This is a genomic window from Streptococcus mitis, assembly GCF_002096735.1.
GTDB classification, from domain to species: Bacteria; Bacillota; Bacilli; order Lactobacillales; family Streptococcaceae; genus Streptococcus; species Streptococcus mitis_CZ.
This window is the reverse complement of the sequence record NZ_NCVC01000016.1, coordinates 40,752-58,110: the sequence shown is the minus strand read 5'-3', so window position 1 is coordinate 58,110 and position 17,359 is coordinate 40,752. Positions and strand designations below refer to the sequence as shown.

The window sequence follows — 17,359 nt, the reverse complement described above, 5'->3', positions numbered from 1 at the left end:
AAAAGCCAAATCCGATTGGACCTGGCTTGGTTATTATGAACTATTAGATTGTATTGGCTGCCCAGACACTTACCGAAGCAGCTGAGACTGGGAATTGTCCATAACCTTCCTCATCAATTGTAATTTGACCTAGGTGGTTTTTAAGTAAATCTACAAAGGTTTGGTTAGCCCATTCTTGGCCGACAAACATGGATTTGCTGTTTTCTTGGTCATTTGAGATGAGGACTGCGATTGGAGATTGATTTTCAGCACCTGAACGTACCCAACCGATACAGTTAGCATCATCAAAGTAGTCATTTTGTTCTCCATAGGCCAAATCTTTTCGGATGGCTAGGAGGCGGTCAAGGACTTCTTTGAAATCTTGTTGAGCATACTGTCCTGAAATACCATAGTAGTCTCCGTAAAAGACACATGGAAGGCCATCTTGGCGTAAGAGAATGAGGGTATAGGCTGCTGGCTTGAACCATTCTTCAACAGTTGACTCAAGAGCCTGACCACGTTGAGTATCGTGGTTGTCGACAAAGGTTACAGCCTTGTCAGGTTTGAGTTCAACCAAGCTATCTGTGAAAATGCCACGAAGGTCATAGTTTGCGCCAGCTTGACTGGCTTCAAAGAGATTCTGGTGGAGACGAACATCAACAAGGTCAAAGCGTTCTTCCGTTTTTTCAAGATAGTCTAGATTGGCTTCCTTGTCAGGATTCCAAAATTCACCAAAAACATAGAAATCCTCACCGTATTTTTCCTTCATATCACGGATAAAATTGCTCATGAAGAAAGAGTCAATGTGTTTAACGGCATCCAAGCGGAAACCAGCTACACCAGTCGTTTCCATGAACCAGTCAGCCCAGTCATAGATATTTTGGATGACTTCAGGATGTTTAAAGTCTAGGTCGGCATACATGAGGTAGTCATAGTTACCGTTTTCATTATCGACCAATTCCTCATTTGCCCAACCCTTGTTGTCTCCTTGAATCAGATAAATCCCAGACTTTCGGCGTTTGGCATCATAGTCTGTACCGGTGAAGTGGTACCAGTGCCAGTGGAAGTCATTGTAGGTATCTTGGCGACCATCGAAGGTAAAGCTAGTCCAGCCATTGATGGTGAAGGGTTCCCCAAGTTCAACTGTACGGTCTACAGGATCCACTTCGATAACCTGAAAGGCTTCCATGTGATCAGCAGCAGCCTTGTGGTTGAGCACCACATCGGCCATAGGTTGAATTCCCTGTGCTTTTAGAGCTTGAATGGCTTGAAGATAGTCTTCTTTAAAACCATACTTGGTGCGGACAGTCCCTTTTTGGTTGAACTCTCCTAGGTCAAACAAGTCATAGACCCCATAGCCTACATCTTTTTCGTTGGTGGCCTTGAAGGCTGGTGGCATCCAGACATGACTGATACCGAGATCAGCTAGGTATGGAGCATCTTCAGCCAGACGCGTCCAGTGCTGACCGTCGTGGGACAGATACCATTCAAAGTATTGCATGAGTGTTTGATTTTGCATGATTTTTCCTCTTACTTGTCAATCTTGTTCTTTATTCTATCATAAAGTATCGGTTAGCTCAAACGTTTGCGTAAAACTGAATAATAAGTTTTTGACTATTTTATATAAAATGTTGATTTTTAAAATGAAAGCGCTATAATTATAGTAAATTACATAGATAAAGAGAGGAGATTTCTCATGATTGAATTTCAAAATGTTAGTAAGTTGTATGGTGATAAAGAGGCCTTGAGCAATCTCAATCTGCAGATTGAAAATGGAGAGATTATGGGCTTGATTGGCCATAATGGGGCTGGAAAATCGACCACCATAAAGTCTCTAGTCAGTATCATTTCACCAAGTAGTGGTCGTATTTTGGTAGACGGTCAGGAGTTATCGGAAAATCGCTTGGCTATCAAACGAAAGATTGGCTACGTAGCAGACTCGCCTGACTTATTTTTACGCTTAACAGCCAATGAATTTTGGGAATTGATTGCTTCATCCTATGATCTGACTAGCTCTGATTTGGAGACTAGTCTAGCTAGGCTATTGAACGTTTTTGATTTTGCTGAAAATCGTTATCAGGTTATTGAAACCCTTTCTCACGGAATGCGTCAGAAAGTCTTTGTAATTGGGGCACTCTTGTCTGATCCTGATATTTGGGTCTTGGACGAACCCTTGACTGGTTTGGATCCTCAGGCTGCCTTTGATTTGAAGAAAATGATGAAGGAACATGCACAAAAAGGGAAGACGGTCTTGTTTTCAACTCATGTCCTAGAGGTAGCTGAGCAAGTCTGTGATCGGATTGCCATTTTGAAAAAGGGGCATTTGATCTATTGTGGTAGCGTAGAGGACTTGAGAAAAGACCACCCAGACCAGTCTTTAGAAAGTATCTATCTTAGCCTTGCTGGTAGAAAAGAGGAGGTTTCAGATGCGTCTCAAGGTCATTAAAAAATTAGTTGATATCAATATCCTCTATTCATCTCAAGAAGCTAATCTGGCTAACCTACGAAAGAAGCAAGCTAAGAATCCTGGAAAAAAAGTAAATGTTTCCGCTAGAGTCCTAAGTTCTTACATTTTTTCCAGTCTTTTATTACTTATCTTTTTTAGTAATATAGCCTTTCGTTTTCCTTTTGAGGAAAGTCCTGTTCATTTTAGTTTCATGGTTGCTATTTTTCTAGTGCTTGCTTTTTCAACTTCTTTCACTGCATTTTACAATGTCTTTTATGAGAGTAAGGACTTGGCATCTTATAGGCCCTATGCTTTTAAAGAATCAGAGATTATAATTGCTAAAGGACTGTCTGTCCTCTTGCCAGCTCTAGCAGGAATTGTACCAATCCTAGCTTATTTTCTAGCCCTCTACATTAGGCTAACTCCTTCTCTTTGGCTGGGTTTTCCTTTGATGCTACTGTCCTTGACCTTATTATTTGTCTCTGTCACTTTAGTGATGGTAGTGGCAGTACATTTCTTGGCTCAGACTACGGTCTTCAGAAAGTATCAGTCTATTTTTTCGATTGTGATGATTGGGATAGGAGTTCTCATACCTTTAATATTTGTCTTCTTTCTACAGTCGACTTCTGGAGTTATAGTTGACAGAGTTAGAGACATTCCACCTCTTCTTTATCCTATTCATCTCTTTTACAAAATAGCAGTGGAGCCTTTTTCGACAGAAGCCATCTTGGGTTTGCTCGCTTGGATAATTCTAACTCTTTTCTTGCTTTACCTGACCAAAAAGAAGGTTTTGCCTCGTTTTTATGATGTGATCCTACTTAATAGTGAGGAGAAGGTCAAAAAAGAACGTCGCAGTAAGGAGGGGCTTTCAACTACTAAAAAGGGATTTTTCCGTATGGTTTTACGCTACCACCTCACCCTTTTAGGACAGGGGACTGGCGTGATTACAGTGCTTTTTACAAGTGCTTTCCTTCCTTATCTCATGATGATCGGTCTGATTTCCAACATCCGAGATTCTCAGATAGTTCCGGACATTCATCCTCCATACTGGTTACCCTTGTTTTTTATAGCTCTTTTTATATCTGTTGTCAATAACAATATCACCAGCCTGCATTCAATAGCCTTATCCTTGGAGAGGGAAAATGTTGATTTTCTTAAGAGTTTACCTTTTGACTTTGCTCGCTATGTGAAAGTGAAATTTTGGATTATATTTGCTGTCCAGTCCTTTTTACCAGTTTTGATTTTACTTGGTCTTTCTCTATATCTAGGCTTGCCCATCCTTTCGATGATTTACCTTCTTGTAGTCTGGACCCTTGCCAGTGTCATCCTTTCTTGCCACCATTATTTTAAGGATGTGAAGAATCTGTCAACCAATTGGAGTAGTATTACTGATCTAGTGAATCGTTCAAATGGTATAGTCAAAATTGTTTTACTCTTAATTTATTGTGGTATCTTGTCGATTTCAGCCCTTGTGAGCATATTCTTGGTTCGGTCTCTATCTACTATCCTTGCCATCAGCTTGGGAGTAGGAGCTCTTATCCTCTTACTTGGTCTTGCTATTTTTAGCTATCGTTACTACCTGTCACGCATATTAGCAGAAGTAGAAAAAAGATGAGCTAGTTGGTCGCTTGCTTGATAAATTCAATACGACAAACGCTTTTATAGTTTGTTAGAATGTGGTTGTAAATGATTAAGATTGGTAATCAAAAATATAGGGAGGAATGTTTTGAATAAGAAATATAACATAGTTCTATTATTGTTGTTTATAGTTTATTTATTTGGATATTTTTCAATTTCAAAAACGTTAATTCCTATAATGTGTCTTTTTCAAGTATTTTTGATAGAACATATATTTAGAGTTCGAAATAGGATTATGCAGATAGGTGAAATTATAATTATTGTTGCTTCTATAATATTATTTATTGATAGTATATTGAGTTTGTAACAAAAGGCTTCTCTATAAAATCAAATTTTCCAGATATCTGATGAAGCTGATTTATATCCTCATATTTCTTCTACTATCTTCGTCACTAAATTTGACAGACATATATTGCTGATACAACCTCTCTACCTACAATCTAGTAGTAGGCTAGTTTCTTCTTTGATTTTCATTGAATTTTATTTTATAAAAAGAAATGCTCCTCCAAGACGGAAGAGCATTTTTTATTGTGATTTTGATTCGGTTTCTGCCGACTCTGGGTGGAGTTCTTGGTAACTTGGAGCTTTGAAAAGGTCAGCACTGGTTTTACCTTGTCGTTGGCTAAAGAGACTGGTTGATTGACTACCTTTTTCCTGCTCAATCTTTTGCAGAATTGGTAAAGAATTGAGGTAAGAAATACTTTCTGTATCAACTTTTCCAAGATGATCTGCTTGGTAGAAACGTATCAAATCACCAGTTTGAATCTGGTCGCTGATTTTCAGCTGTTGGCTGGCTGCCTGCCGAACAATGTCTAGTTCAGTCTGAGCTTGTTCATCAAGATTGCTGATTTCAAGACCGCTCTCAGTATAGTAGGTTCGTCCGTCATAACTGGTGTATTTTGGTGTAACGAAGGAATTGGCAGTCCGAAAGGCAACGATTTCTTGATGATCTGGAGACAGAAGATCTTGTCCAACTTGAAGGAAGGAATTGGACTCAATACCAAGGAGGTGTTCGAGAGTCGGTAAGATATCGATTTGTCCACCGTAGGTATTGATGATTTGTCCTTTTTCATAGCCAGGCATGACCACCATAAAAGGCACTCGTTGCAACATGGCATTGTCGTAATTCGACCAGTTCTCAGAAGTCTTGCCAATCAAGGGAGCCAGGTCAGGATTGCGGGAGTTAGAAATTCCATAATGGTCTCCGTAGATGACGATGATGGATTTTTCATAGAGGCCACTTTCTTTGAGATAGTCAAAGAAGGCCTTGATAGCACTATCCAGATAGTTAGCCGTTTGGAAGTAGCCATTGATTGTTTCATCTTTGGTTTTAGCCAGTGGGAAACCAAGCTCATCGCCTGTCAGATTGCTAGCATAGGGATAGTGATTGGACACCGTGATATACTTAGCATAAAAAGGCTGCTGCAAGTGCTCTAGATATTGGATAGAATCTTTCATCATGATTTTATCATTTAAACCATATTGGAAAGAATTGCTACTGTCTTGCTTGGTAAAATAGGAAGCATCAAAGAAGTATTGGTAGCCCCATTGTTTGTAGGTTGTATTTCGGTTCCAGAAGGTCCCAATATTACCATGAAAGACTGCACTTGATTGGTAGCCATTTTTTGATAGGATAAAAGGCGCAGCCTGCTGGGTATTGGTACCTCCATAGTTGACCATGAAGGAGCCTTGGTCAAGTCCAAACAAACCAGTCTCCAGCATGGTTTCCGCATCTGAGGTCTTACCAGCCTTGACTTGGTTAAAGATATTCGAAAAGGCTAGGGTTGATTGCGAATGGTAGAGTGAATTAAGGAAGGGAGTGACTTCATGATCAGTTCCATCTATGTTGAGTTTATAGTCCAGTAGGAACTGCTGGAAACTTTCCAAGTGGAGATAAATCACATTTTTCCCTTTGGCTAATCCAAAATAGTCTGGATTAGGCTTAGCAGCATGTTCTTGAATATAGTCTGTGATAGGTTGAAGATCAGTCTCAGAGGCCTTAGCACGTTCTTTGTTGGCGCTATAGGATTGGTTGGCACTATAACCTAAAAAGGCTGGCAAACTAAGGGCACGAACAATATAATAATTAGAAAATCCTCGCGATAGGAGATCGGGACGTTCGATTTCAGCCAAGAAAAGATTAGCAGAAAAGAGCAGGGCTGAGAGAGCAGTGATAGCAACACTGGAGCGGAATTTGAAAGGTCTCCTATCCAGCTGGATGAGCTTCTTATAGAGAAGATAAGCCAGCAATGGGAAATCCATAAAATAGATGAAATCCCAAAAGCGCAGTAACTCTAGTTCGGCAGTACCAACAGACACCTTGCTGACCACTTTCATGGTATTGGCCGTGATAAAGTCACTAAATTCTCGATAGTAAAAGATATTGGAATAAAGCCAAATGAACAAAAGGCTATAAATAGCTATACTCAGGCCATAAAAGATCTTGGTTGACCGAGCATAGAGGGCTAGAGCCAGCAGGAGGAGTCCCAAGGGAAGGGGATTGAAAAAAGCGATAAAGGCAAGGTAATTCCCTTGCAGCTTGCCCAATTGAATATCTAAATTAAAGTCAACGGTATAGGCTAGTAAGGTTTTGAGCCAATAGAGGATTAAAAGGGTTAGGACAAAACCCAGTCTGGTACCCATGGCTTTTTGGATTTTGCTAAAATTGATTCTCACACAATTACTTCCTAAGTTTTTATTAGTATTAGTATACCATTTTTTAAAACTAGAGTAAAAAAGCAAGGGTAGTTTCTTTTTTGAGAATTGTCACAAAATTTGCTATAATAGTGACTATGAATAGAATAAGAGTCAGCAAAAGGGTTGAAAAAAAGCTTTCAAAGGGACTAGTTTTACTAGAAGCCAGTGATCTTGCAGATGTTCATCTCAAGGATCAGGAAGTAGAAGTTCATAGTCAAGATGGAAACTTTCTTGGTACTGCCTACCTTTCTCAGCAAAACAAGGGCTTGGGCTGGTTTGTGAGCACAGATAAGGTGACCTTCAATCAAGCTTTCTTTGAAGCACTGTTTAGACAAGCTAAAGAAAAGAGAAGTGCCTACTATCAAGACGAATTGACAACTGCCTTTCGTCTCTTCAACCAAGAGGGAGATGGCTTTGGCGGTCTGACAGTGGACCTTTATGGCGACTATGCTGTTTTTTCTTGGTATAACTCTTATGTTTATCAGATTCGTCAGACCATCTCAGAAGCCTTTAGACAGGTTTTTCCTGAGGTTTTAGGGACCTATGAGAAAATCCGCTTTAAGGGTTTGGACTATGAATCTGCCCATGTTTATGGTCAAGAAGCACCTGACTTCTTCACTGTTTTGGAAAATGGTGTCCTCTATCAAGTCTTTATGAATGATGGCTTGATGACAGGGATTTTCCTAGACCAGCACGAGGTTCGTGGTAGTCTAGTGGATGGATTGGCTACGGGCAAATCCTTGCTCAACATGTTTTCTTATACAGCAGCCTTTTCAGTGGCTGCGGCCATGGGAGGAGCAAACCAGACTACTTCGGTTGACCTAGCTAAACGTTCACGAGAATTGTCTCAAGCTCATTTTCAGGCTAATGGAATCAGCACAGACGACCATCGTTTTATAGTCATGGATGTTTTTGAGTATTTCAAGTATGCCAAACGAAAAGACTTGACCTATGATGTGATTGTTCTAGATCCGCCTAGCTTTGCTCGGAACAAAAAACAAACATTTTCTGTGGCTAAGGATTATCATAAGTTGATATCCCAAAGTCTTGAGATTTTAAATCCGGGCGGTATTATTATTGCCAGCACCAATGCCGCCAATGTATCCCGCCAGAAATTTACAGAACAAATTGATAAAGGCTTTGCAGGAAGAAGTTACCAGATTTTAAATAAATACGGTCTTCCAGCAGATTTTGCCTATAATAAAAAAGATGAAAGTAGTAATTACCTCAAGGTGATTAGTATGAAGGTTAGTAAATGAAATTAATTGTTTCAGTAATGCCAAGAAGTTTAGAGGAGGTCCAGGCTCTGGATGTCACGAGGTACCTAGATGCCGACATCATTGAATGGCGTGCCGACTATCTGCCTAAGGAAGCGATTTTGCAGGTGGCTCCAGCTATTTTTGAAAAATTCGCAGGCCGTGAGTTAGTTTTCACGTTGCGAACTCGCTCTGAAGGGGGAGAAATCGACCTTTCTCCAGAAGAATATATCCATCTAATCAAGGAAGTGGCACAACTCTATCAACCAGACTATATTGATTTTGAGTACTATAGCTACAAGGATGTTTTTGAGGAAATGCTGGACTTCCCAAATCTCGTTTTGAGTTACCATAATTTCCAAGAAACACCTGAAAACATGATGGAGATCTTGTCAGAATTGACGAGCTTAAATCCAAAACTTGTCAAGGTTGCGGTGATGGCTCATACGGAGCAGGATGTGTTAGACTTGATGAACTATACACGAGGATTTAAAACCCTCAATCCTGAACAGGAATATGTGACGATTTCTATGGGCAAGGTGGGCAAGGTCTCTCGTATCACTGCGGATGTGACAGGTTCTAGCTGGTCCTTTGCTAGTCTAGATGAGGCAAGTGCCCCAGGTCAGATTTCCCTAGCTAACATGAAAAAAATTCGGGAGATTTTGGATGAAGCTTGATGGCTATACACGTTTAGCTGCCGTTGTTGCCAATCCTATTAAGCATTCTATTTCCCCCTTTATCCACAATGGTGCCTTTGAGGCGACAGCTACCAATGGTGCTTACGTGGCTTGGGAGATTGAAGCGGGTGATTTGGCAGAAACAGTGGCCAATATTCGTCGCTACCAGATGTTTGGCATAAACCTGTCCATGCCCTATAAGGAGCAGGTGATTTCTTATTTGGATGAGCTGAGCGATGAAGCGCGCTTGATTGGTGCGGTTAATACGGTTGTCAATGAGAATGGCAATTTAATTGGATATAATACAGATGGCAAGGGATTTTTTAAGAGCTTGCCTTCTTTTACAATTTCAGGTAAAAAGATGACCCTGCTGGGTGCTGGTGGTGCGGCCAAGTCCATTTTGGCACAGGCTATTTTGGACGGCGTCAGTCAGATTTCTGTCTTTGTTCGTTCAGTTTCTATTGAAAAAACAAGACCTTATCTAGACAAGTTACAAGAGCAGACAGGCTTTAAAGTGGACTTGTATGCTTTAGAAGATGTTCCCGAACTGCAAGCAAGGATTGCTGAGTCGGATTTACTGGTCAATGCCACCAGTGTGGGCATGGATAGTCAATCATCTCCAGTTCCTGAAAACATTGTCCTATCAGAAACTCTTTTAGTAGCAGATATCATTTACCAACCCTTTGAAACACCATTTTTGAAATGGGCTAGGAGGCAGGGTAATCCAGCGGTCAATGGTCTGGGAATGTTGCTCTATCAAGCTGCAGAAGCTTTTCAACTGTGGACAGGCAAGGAAATGCCGACGGAAGAGATTTGGCAGTCCTTAACAGAAAAATACCAATAAAGAAAGGGAGATTCTCCTATGAAAATCAGAATCGATATTCCTCATCATCCTTATGATATTCAGATTGAAAAAGGCTGTCTGGCTCAGGCAGGTCAATGGTTGCGAGAACTCTGGCAACCACAAAAGGTAGTCATTGTGACAGATAACCATGTAGCTTCTCTTTATGCAGAGAAGGTCAAGCTCAGCCTAGAAGATGCTGGTTTTCAGGTAGCAGTTTTTGACTTTTTAGAAGGGGAAGAAAGAAAGAATTTAACCACTGTCCAGAAAGTCTATGAATTTTTAGTTAAGCAAGGTCTGACTCGTAGCGATGGAATCGTGGCTCTTGGTGGCGGTGTCGTTGGGGACCTGGCTGGTTTTGTAGCCTCTACCTATATGCGGGGTATTCATTTTGTTCAGATTCCGACTAGTTTGACAGCCCAGGTGGATTCTTCTATTGGCGGAAAGACAGGTGTCAACACTCCATTTGCTAAGAATATGGTGGGTACCTTTGCCCAACCAGATGGGGTTCTGATTGACCCACTTGTTCTTGAAACACTTGGAAAAAGAGAGTTGATTGAAGGAATGGGTGAGGTCATCAAGTATGGCTTGATTGAGGATCCAGAACTTTGGAAAATCTTGACGGAGTTGGATGGTTCTGTAGAGAGTATATTGGAAAGTTCGGAGACTTTGATTGAACATTCTTGTCAGGTTAAGCGCAAGATGGTGGTCGAAGATGAGTTGGATAACGGTGTTCGCCTTTACCTCAATTTTGGGCACACTATTGGTCATGCTATTGAAGCAACGGCTGGTTATGGGAAAGTCATGCATGGAGAAGCTGTGGCTATGGGTATGGTACAGATTTCCAAGGTTGCTGAGAAAAAGGGTCTCATGCCAGCTGGCATTACCCAGTCCATCACAGAAATGTGTCAGAAATTTGGCTTGCCTGTTGACTATGAAAACTGGGATGTTGACAAGCTTTATCAGGCTTTGACTCATGATAAGAAAGCGCGTGGCAATACCTTGAAATTGGTCTTGGTGCCAGAGCTTGGTTCGGCAACCATTCACCCAGTTTCTCTGGAAGAGATGAAAGACTACTTGGTAAAATAAGGAGAGTGTATGAGATATTTAACTGCAGGAGAATCACACGGTCCCCGTCTGACGGCTATCATTGAAGGAATTCCAGCAGGACTTCCTTTGACAGCTGAGGATATTAATGGAGACCTTAAACGTCGTCAGGGTGGCTACGGCCGCGGTGGTCGTATGAAGATTGAGAGTGACCAGGTTGTCTTTACTTCGGGTGTTCGCCATGGCAAGACTACTGGGGCTCCTATTACAATGGATGTCGTCAATAAAGATCACCAAAAATGGCTGGACATCATGTCTGCAGAGGACATTGAAGACCGCCTAAAAAGCAAACGGAAAATCACCCATCCACGTCCAGGTCATGCTGATTTAGTTGGGGGGATCAAGTACCGTTTTGATGATTTGCGAAATTCCTTGGAGCGTTCATCAGCTCGTGAAACAACTATGCGAGTAGCAGTGGGAGCAGTAGCCAAACGCCTCTTGGCTGAGCTGGATATGGAGATTGCCAACCATGTCGTTGTCTTTGGTGGCAAGGAAATCGATGTTCCTGAAAATCTAACAGTCGCTGAGATTAAGGAAAGAGCTGCCCGGTCTGAAGTTTCTATTGTTAACCAAGAAAGAGAACAGGAAATCAAGGATTATATTGACCAAATAAAACGTGACGGTGATACCATCGGTGGGGTTGTGGAAACAGTCGTTGGAGGTGTTCCAGTTGGTCTTGGTTCCTATGTCCAATGGGACAGAAAATTAGATGCCAGACTTGCCCAAGCAGTCGTCTCTATCAATGCCTTTAAAGGGGTGGAATTTGGTCTTGGCTTTGAAGCTGGTTATCGTAAAGGCAGCCAGGTCATGGATGAAATTCTCTGGTCTAAAGAAGACGGCTATACTCGCCGTACCAACAATCTAGGGGGCTTTGAAGGTGGTATGACCAATGGGCAACCCATCGTTGTTCGTGGCGTCATGAAGCCCATTCCTACTCTTTATAAGCCTCTTATGAGTGTGGATATCGAAACCCACGAACCCTATAAGGCAACTGTTGAAAGAAGTGATCCGACCGCTCTTCCAGCTGCAGGTGTAGTTATGGAAGCTGTTGTGGCAACGGTTCTGGCACAAGAAATCCTTGAAAAATTCTCATCAGACAATCTAGAGGAATTAAAAGAAGCGGTAGCCAAACACCGAGACTATACAAAGAACTATTAAGGAGTTCCTATGGCAAAAACAGTCTATATCGCAGGTCTTGGTTTGATCGGTGCCTCGATGGCACTTGGTATCAAACGCGATCATCCAGATTATGAAATTTTAGGTTATAATCGCAGTCAAGCTTCGAGAGATATTGCCTTGAAAGAAGGCATGATTGACCGTGCAACGGATGATTTTGCTAGTTTTGCTCCTTTGGCAGATATCATTATTCTCAGTTTGCCAATCAAGCAAACCATTGCTTTCATTAAGGAGTTGGCTAACTTGGACTTAAAAGAAGGCGTCATTATTTCAGATGCTGGTTCAACCAAGTCAGCCATTGTAGATGCAGCGGAGCAGTATTTGTCTGGCAAGGCTGTTCGTTTTGTCGGGGCCCATCCCATGGCTGGTAGTCACAAGACAGGGGCTGCTTCTGCGGATGTCAATCTTTTTGAAAATGCCTATTATATTTTCACGCCTTCGAGTCTGACAAGTCCTGACACACTTGAGGAAATGAAGGATCTGCTTTCAGGTCTTCACGCTCGCTTTATAGAGATTGATGCCAAGGAGCATGACCGAGTCACTTCTCAGATTAGCCATTTTCCTCATATTCTGGCTTCCAGTCTCATGGAACAGACTGCGGTTTATGCTCAAGAACATGAGATGGCAAGGCGCTTTGCGGCCGGTGGTTTCCGAGATATGACTCGAATTGCGGAAAGTGAGCCAGGTATGTGGACTTCCATTCTTTTGTCCAATCGTGAGACTATTCTGGACCGAATTGAGGATTTTAAGGAGCGTTTGGAAGAGATTGGTCAGGCCATCAGCAAGGGAGATGAGGAGCAAATCTGGAATTTTTTCAACCAAGCGCGTGAGCAACGTCAGGCCATGGAAATACATAAGCGTGGCGGTGTGGACAGTTCTTACGACCTCTATGTTGACGTTCCCGATGAAGAAGATGTCATCTTGAGGATTTTGGAACTGCTACGTGGAACTTCCTTGGTTAATATTCACATCAATGAGGAAAACCGTGAAGATATTCACGGAATCCTACAAATTTCATTTAAAAATGCTCAAGACTTGGAAAGAGCTGAGCATCTCATAACAGAAAATACCGACTACACAGTCGTCATCAAGTAAGGAGAAAATCATGTCAAATATTTACGATAGTGCAAACGAACTCAGTCGCGGTCTACGCGAATTATCAGAATACAAGGCTGTTAAAGCAGCTAAAGATGCTATTTCAGCAGATGCTGAGGCAAGCAAAATTTTTACAGAATATGTTGCCTTTCAAGAGGAAATTCAAAAACTAGCGCAGACAGGTCAAATGCCAGATGCTTCCTTCCAAGCTAAGATGGAAGGTTTTGGCAAGCAGATTCAGGGGAATAGCCTCTTATCAGAATTCTTTACCAAACAACAACAATTGGCAATTTACCTTTCTGACATTGAAAAAATTGTTTTCGAACCAGTTTCAGAATTGCTAAAATAAGAAAATAACTATCATAAAGTCAGAAATTTTTAAGGAATTTCTGGCTTTTTATGATAAAATAGGTAAAAGTATTGCAAGTATGAGGTCTAGTATGAAACTAAAAACAAACATTCGCCACTTACACGGCAGTATCCGAGTTCCAGGTGACAAGTCTATTAGTCATCGTTCCATTATCTTTGGAAGTTTGGCTGAGGGTGAGACCAAGGTTTATGATATATTACGTGGCGAAGACGTCCTTTCGACCATGCAGGTTTTTCGTGACCTTGGTGTTGAAATTGAGGACAAAGATGGGGTTATTACCATTCAAGGTGTAGGCATGGATTGCTTAAAAGCGCCGCAAAATGCCCTTGATATGGGAAATTCTGGAACCTCGATTCGTCTGATTTCAGGTGTCCTTGCTGGTGCAGATTTTGAAGTAGAAATGTTCGGAGACGATAGTCTTTCCAAACGTCCCATGGACCGTGTGACTATTCCTCTGAAAAAAATGGGCGTCAGCATTTCGGGGCAAACTGAGCGAGACCTGCCTCCCCTTCATTTAAAAGGGACGAAAAGCCTAACACCTATTCATTATGAGTTGCCAATTGCCTCTGCCCAAGTCAAGTCAGCCTTGATGTTTGCAGCCTTACAAGCTAATGGTAAGTCAGTTATTATCGAGAAAGAATGCACCCGTAATCATACTGAAGATATGTTACAACAATTTGGTGGTCATTTAAGTGTGGACGGCAAAAAAATCACAGTCCAAGGACCACAAAAATTGACTGGACAAAAGGTTGTCGTACCAGGAGATATTTCCAGTGCAGCCTTTTGGCTAGTCGCAGGTTTGATTGTTCCAAACTCTCGTGTAGTGCTGCAGAATGTGGGTATCAACGAAACGCGCACCGGTATTATCGATGTCATTCGTGCCATGGGTGGAAAATTGGAAATAACTGAAATCGATCCAGTCGCTAAATCTGCTACCTTAACTGTTGAGTCTTCAGATCTCAAGGGAACAGAGATTGGTGGTGCCTTGATTCCACGCTTGATTGATGAATTGCCCATTATTGCACTTCTTGCAACCCAAGCTCAAGGAGTAACAGTTATCAAGGATGCTGAGGAGCTCAAGGTTAAGGAAACAGATCGCATTCAGGTTGTGGCAGACGCTTTAAATAGCATGGGTGCGGATATCGCACCTACAGCAGATGGAATGATTATCAAAGGAAAATCAGCCCTTCACGGTGCTAGAGTCAATACTTTTGGAGACCATCGTATCGGCATGATGACGGCTATCGCGGCCCTCTTGGCTGCTGATGGAGAAGTGGAGCTTGATCGTGCAGAAGCCATCAATACCAGCTATCCTAGCTTCTTTGATGATTTGGAGAGCTTGATTCATGGCTAAGGTATTACTAGGATTTATGGGGGCTGGCAAATCGACTATTGCAAGAGGCTTGGACCCTAATTACCTTGATATGGATGCTCTGATTGAGAAGCGCCTAGGTATGTCCATTGCGAATTTTTTCGCGGAAAAGGGAGAAGAGGCCTTTCGACAGATAGAGTCTGAAGTTCTATCTGATTTACTACAAAGAGACCAAGTTGTGTCAACTGGCGGTGGAGTGGTCATTTCTCAGAGAAATCGTGACTTACTCAAGATCAATTCTGATAACATCTACCTGAAAGCTGATTTTGAAACCCTCTACCAACGCATATCAGCTGATAAGGAAAATCAGCGTCCGCTTTTTCTAAATAATAGCAAGGAAGAACTTGCAGCGATTTTTCAAGAAAGACAGGCTTGGTATGAGGAAGTAGCTAGTCGGGTTTTGGATGTGACCAAGCTAAGCCCAGAGGAAATTATAGAGGAACTAAGATGAAAATTGCTTATCTAGGTCCCAAGGGATCATTTTCACACCACGTTGTGCAGACAGCTTTTCCTCAGGAGGAATTGCAGGCCTTTGCCAACATTACAGATGTCATCAAGGCCTATGAGCAAGGCTTGGTGGACTATTCTGTGGTGCCAGTTGAAAATTCTATCGAGGGTAGTGTTCATGAAACCTTGGACTACCTTTTTCATCAGGCTCGCATTCAAGCAGTAGCAGAAATCGTTCAACCCATTCATCAGCAATTGATGGTGGTTCCAGGTCACACTAAGATTGAAAAGATTTTTTCTCATCCACAGGCCTTGGCTCAAGGAAAGAAATTCATCGATGAACAGTATCCAGAAGCCCAAATCGAGGTAACAGCTAGTACAGCTTATGCGGCCCGTTTTATTTCCGAACATCCAGACCAGCCCTTTGCAGCAATTGCACCTAGAAGTTCTGCTGAAGAATATGGCTTGGAACTGATTGCCGAGGATATTCAGGAAATGGAAGCCAATTTCACACGTTTCTGGGTTTTGGGAGCTGAAAAGCCTTCTATTCCCTTGAAAGCACAAACTGAGAAAATGAGTTTGGCCTTGACCTTACCTGACAACCTTCCCGGTGCACTTTATAAGGCCCTGTCGACTTTTGCTTGGCGAGGAATTGACCTGACAAAAATTGAAAGTCGGCCACTCAAGACAGCACTGGGTGAATACTTTTTCATTATCGATGTTGATTATGCCGATAAGGACCTGGTCCACTTTGCCCAAAAAGAATTAGAAGCGATTGGAATCCAGTATAAAGTGCTGGGTGCCTATCCTATTTATCCATTATCAGACCATGGAAAGGAGAGAAGATGAGTAAAGAAAATCCCTTAAGTCATCATGAGCAGTTGCGTTATGACTATCTCTTTAAGAACATTCATTACCTCAATGAGCGAGAGAAAAAAGAGTTTGCTTACCTGCAAGGTAAGTTAAATATGGCTAGTGGTAGTGAAGTTTCTCCAGAAATTCATAATGAAAATCACGATATGGAAGAGTCTTTCATGAAATCAGTCAATCAGTCTCCTCTTCCATCCTATGGTAACCGAAGTCGTGCAAAAAAATACCAGAAAAGTCATTCTCTTCCAAAGGTTAAGTCCAAAAAACGTAAGATTCGTTGGGGGCGCATTTTTGCAGGATTACTTGCTCTTCTAGCCTGTGTCGGTTTTGGCATGATTTTTATGTTCCTAAAAGGCTATTCAAATGCGGATCCAAATAAACCTGCCAATGCTAAGGCAGCTCAAGTAGAAGTTTTTCATGGTCAAGATACCAAGGATGGGGTTAATATTTTGATTATGGGGACGGATGGACGGATTGGCCAAAATAGTGCTGAAACGAGAACGGACTCGATTATGGTCTTAAACGTTGGTGGCTCAGATAAGAAAATCAAGCTGGTCAGCTTCATGCGTGACAATTTGGTTTATATAGACGGTTATAGCCAAGTCATTAACGGTAGAAAACAATCCGATAATAAATTGAATGTGGCCTATGAACTAGGGGAACAAGAAGGCCAAAAAGGGGCAGAAATGGTTCGCCAAGTATTGAAAGATAATTTTGACTTGGATATTAAATATTACGCTTTGGTAGATTTCCAGGCCTTCGCAACCGCTATTGACACTCTATTTCCTGATGGTGTGACGATTGATGCCAAATTCTCAACCTTAGAAGGTCAACCTTTAACCGAAGCTACGGTGGGAGATGATTTGCATGCTACGGAAACAGAGTCTCCAACCCAGACGATTAAAGTTGGGAAACAGCAGATGAACGGTTCAACCTTGCTCAATTATGCACGCTTCCGTGATGATGATGAAGGTGATTACGGTCGTACCAAGAGACAACAGCAAGTATTGACAGCTGTTCTGCAACAGCTCAAGGATCCAACCAAACTCTTTACTGGATCAGAAGCACTTGGGAAGGTCTTTGGGATGACCTCTACGAATGTTCCTTATAGTTTCCTACTGACCAATGGCTTATCCTTCCTAGATGGAGCACAAAATGGCATTGAGAGATTAACAGTTCCAGAACTAGGTGATTGGGTCGATGCCTATGATGTTTATGGAGGCTTGGGCTTGCTGGTCGATCAAAATAAATATCAAACCAAGCTCGCTCAAATGGGAATGAGATAAGTTAAGACAGAAAAATCAAAGTTTGAAGGCTATTTATCCAGCAATCAGGCTTTGATTTTTTACAGTCTGCAATAGATTTTCACCCCTTATTTGTGGTATAAT

Annotated in this window: 15 protein-coding genes; 13 read left to right on the top strand and 2 right to left on the bottom strand. The window is 41.8% G+C overall.

All coding sequences use genetic code 11. The features are described 5' to 3' along the window. Positions 1 to 43: 43 nt before the first annotated feature. On the bottom strand, positions 44 to 1,498 hold the full coding sequence (locus B7703_RS05690) for an alpha-amylase (protein ID WP_084923976.1): 1,455 nt from the start codon (positions 1,496 to 1,498) through the stop codon (positions 44 to 46). 177 nt (positions 1,499 to 1,675) lie between these two features. On the opposite strand from B7703_RS05690, the gene B7703_RS05685 reads away from it, so the two are divergent. Continuing rightward, complete coding sequence (locus tag B7703_RS05685) at positions 1,676 to 2,425, top strand: ABC transporter ATP-binding protein (RefSeq protein WP_084923975.1); 750 nt, start codon at positions 1,676 to 1,678, stop codon at positions 2,423 to 2,425. Continuing rightward, positions 2,406 to 4,040 (top strand): hypothetical protein, encoded by a 1,635-nt coding sequence (locus B7703_RS05680; protein WP_084923973.1) that lies wholly within the window; start codon positions 2,406 to 2,408, stop codon positions 4,038 to 4,040. Before B7703_RS05685 ends, B7703_RS05680 begins: the two co-directional genes overlap by 20 nt. Positions 4,041 to 4,588: 548 nt before the next feature. On the opposite strand, the gene B7703_RS05670 is transcribed toward B7703_RS05680, so the two are convergent. Further along, positions 4,589 to 6,706, bottom strand: coding sequence for an LTA synthase family protein (locus tag B7703_RS05670; RefSeq protein ID WP_192851969.1), 2,118 nt, complete (start codon positions 6,704 to 6,706; stop codon positions 4,589 to 4,591). Positions 6,707 to 6,855: 149 nt separating this feature from the next. Between B7703_RS05670 and B7703_RS05665 the strand changes: the two genes are divergently transcribed. From B7703_RS05665 to B7703_RS05615, 11 genes are all read left to right on the top strand, one after another. Further along, on the top strand, positions 6,856 to 8,019 hold the full coding sequence (locus B7703_RS05665; RefSeq protein ID WP_192851966.1) for a class I SAM-dependent rRNA methyltransferase: 1,164 nt from the start codon (positions 6,856 to 6,858) through the stop codon (positions 8,017 to 8,019). Continuing rightward, positions 8,016 to 8,693 carry a type I 3-dehydroquinate dehydratase gene (gene aroD / locus B7703_RS05660; protein ID WP_084923969.1) on the top strand — a complete coding sequence of 226 codons (678 nt, stop codon included), beginning with the start codon at positions 8,016 to 8,018 and terminating at the stop codon, positions 8,691 to 8,693. The genes B7703_RS05665 and aroD overlap by 4 nt, the downstream gene beginning before the upstream one ends. Further along, the gene (locus tag B7703_RS05655) at positions 8,683 to 9,537 is read left to right on the top strand and encodes a shikimate dehydrogenase (protein ID WP_084923967.1); all 855 of its coding nucleotides are present in this window, start codon (positions 8,683 to 8,685) and stop codon (positions 9,535 to 9,537) included. The genes aroD and B7703_RS05655 overlap by 11 nt, the downstream gene beginning before the upstream one ends. 18 nt (positions 9,538 to 9,555) lie before the next feature. Then, positions 9,556 to 10,623, top strand: coding sequence for a 3-dehydroquinate synthase (aroB, locus tag B7703_RS05650; RefSeq protein ID WP_084923966.1), 1,068 nt, complete (start codon positions 9,556 to 9,558; stop codon positions 10,621 to 10,623). Between the two features lie 9 nt (positions 10,624 to 10,632). After that, positions 10,633 to 11,799 carry a chorismate synthase gene (aroC, locus tag B7703_RS05645; RefSeq protein WP_084878551.1) on the top strand — a complete coding sequence of 389 codons (1,167 nt, stop codon included), beginning with the start codon at positions 10,633 to 10,635 and terminating at the stop codon, positions 11,797 to 11,799. Between the two features lie 9 nt (positions 11,800 to 11,808). Beyond that, positions 11,809 to 12,912 carry a prephenate dehydrogenase gene (locus B7703_RS05640; protein WP_084923964.1) on the top strand — a complete coding sequence of 368 codons (1,104 nt, stop codon included), beginning with the start codon at positions 11,809 to 11,811 and terminating at the stop codon, positions 12,910 to 12,912. Positions 12,913 to 12,922: 10 nt separating this feature from the next. After that, a complete protein-coding gene (locus B7703_RS05635; RefSeq protein ID WP_084923962.1) occupies positions 12,923 to 13,261 on the top strand; it encodes a YlbF/YmcA family competence regulator in 339 nt (112 codons plus the stop codon). A gap of 91 nt (positions 13,262 to 13,352) precedes the next feature. Then, positions 13,353 to 14,636 carry a 3-phosphoshikimate 1-carboxyvinyltransferase gene (aroA, locus tag B7703_RS05630; RefSeq protein WP_084923961.1) on the top strand — a complete coding sequence of 428 codons (1,284 nt, stop codon included), beginning with the start codon at positions 13,353 to 13,355 and terminating at the stop codon, positions 14,634 to 14,636. Next, positions 14,629 to 15,105, top strand: a complete 477-nt coding sequence (locus B7703_RS05625) for a shikimate kinase (protein ID WP_084923959.1) — start codon at positions 14,629 to 14,631, stop codon at positions 15,103 to 15,105. Before aroA ends, B7703_RS05625 begins: the two co-directional genes overlap by 8 nt. Continuing rightward, entirely contained in the window at positions 15,102 to 15,950 is an 849-nt protein-coding gene (gene pheA, locus B7703_RS05620; RefSeq protein ID WP_084923958.1) for a prephenate dehydratase, read from the top strand. The genes B7703_RS05625 and pheA overlap by 4 nt, the downstream gene beginning before the upstream one ends. Further along, entirely contained in the window at positions 15,947 to 17,257 is a 1,311-nt protein-coding gene (locus tag B7703_RS05615; protein ID WP_084923956.1) for an LCP family protein, read from the top strand. Before pheA ends, B7703_RS05615 begins: the two co-directional genes overlap by 4 nt. Positions 17,258 to 17,359 lie beyond the last annotated feature (102 nt).